A 1,136-nucleotide genomic window follows, 5' to 3' on the forward strand; every position below is an offset into this window, starting at 1 on the left:
CCTGCCGGAAGAGCTCCGAGGCCTCCTCTTTCGTCGGCATGTCCTCGACGTCGAGGTCGTCGTACTGAGCGGCCGCTTTGCGGGGATCGTAGTAGGTCGTGAGATAGCTCAAGAGTCGACGGATCGTCTCGTCTCCGACGAGTCCCGTGTGTTCGTGCGCCTCGAGGTCGTGGGGCTTGCGGCCCTCGATCGTTTCCCGAAGCTCTGCCGATACCATCCATTTCTCGAGTCCGTCTTCTCGGGTCATTGGTCACGTCCTCCGTCGGTTGCTCGTGCTCGCTCCACCGCGTCGATCTCGTTTCTCGCCGTGTCCGGGAGGACCTCCCGGAGGGTCGGTCGCTCCTCCTGGTCGTCGCTCCTCGAGGCGTCTCGTGTCCGCTTGTTTGCGTCGACGTTGTCGCTCTCGAGGTCACTGTCGACGATCTCCTCGGTCGTCCCCGGATCGAACTCGAGGCCGTGCTCGACTGCGGCAATCAGAGAGTTAACGATCCGCTCCTCGATCTCGAGGGTTTTGAGCCGTTGCTGTGCTTGCAGTCGATCGAGTTTAGCAGAGTCCTCGAGAAGCTGTCCGTAGACGGCGTCGAGCTTACCCTGTGTCGTGAGGACCTCGAGGACAAGTTCCTCGTTTCCGCCTTCGACCTCGAGGCGACCGAGATCGTCGTCCCAGTCGAATTTGGTGACGATCGCGTCGAACATCCCGCGGTCGGGCTCGATCGCCGGATGCTCGCCGGTCTCCCGCTTCGACCACACCGTCTGTGGACAGAGCTTACCCGTGACGTCGATCTCGTCCTCGAGGTCGACGACGAGAATCCGCTTCCGCGGGTCCGGGATCCATCTATCGACGATAGCGACCTTAGCCGCGACCATCGCGGGGATGATCCCGATAGCGGTCCATTTGAGCGCCCAGGCGACTCCGGAGGGCATTTCGGGGATCCCGAGACGACCGGAGACGATGAGCGCGGTCACTGCGAGGACGGCGATATACACGCCGATCTTGTACTCTGCGAGGAGATAGGAGAGCCGGTCGTAGTGGCTCTCGAACCGCGGAGGGATGCTGTTTCCGTCCATCATAGTTCGGCCTCCATGTCTTCGGGACCGTCCCCGATTCGATGGTAGCGGCTCCAGGCGACGGCGAC

General features: G+C 62.3%; 2 protein-coding genes. Both read right to left on the reverse strand.

What is annotated here, in order from left to right:
* Positions 1-247, reverse strand: a 247-nt coding sequence (locus tag ABD224_RS29205; RefSeq protein WP_344055332.1) for a hypothetical protein, incomplete at its 3' end; no start/stop codon positions are given.
* The gene (locus tag ABD224_RS29210) at positions 244-1,071 is read right to left on the reverse strand and encodes a hypothetical protein (protein WP_344055334.1); all 828 of its coding nucleotides are present in this window, start codon (positions 1,069-1,071) and stop codon (positions 244-246) included. The genes ABD224_RS29205 and ABD224_RS29210, both read right to left, overlap by 4 nt.
* Between the last annotated feature and the right edge of the window lie 65 nt (positions 1,072-1,136).

It is taken from the genome of Streptomyces thermoalcalitolerans, from assembly GCF_039525155.1.
Lineage (GTDB): Bacteria > Actinomycetota > Actinomycetes > Streptomycetales > Streptomycetaceae > Streptomyces > Streptomyces thermovulgaris.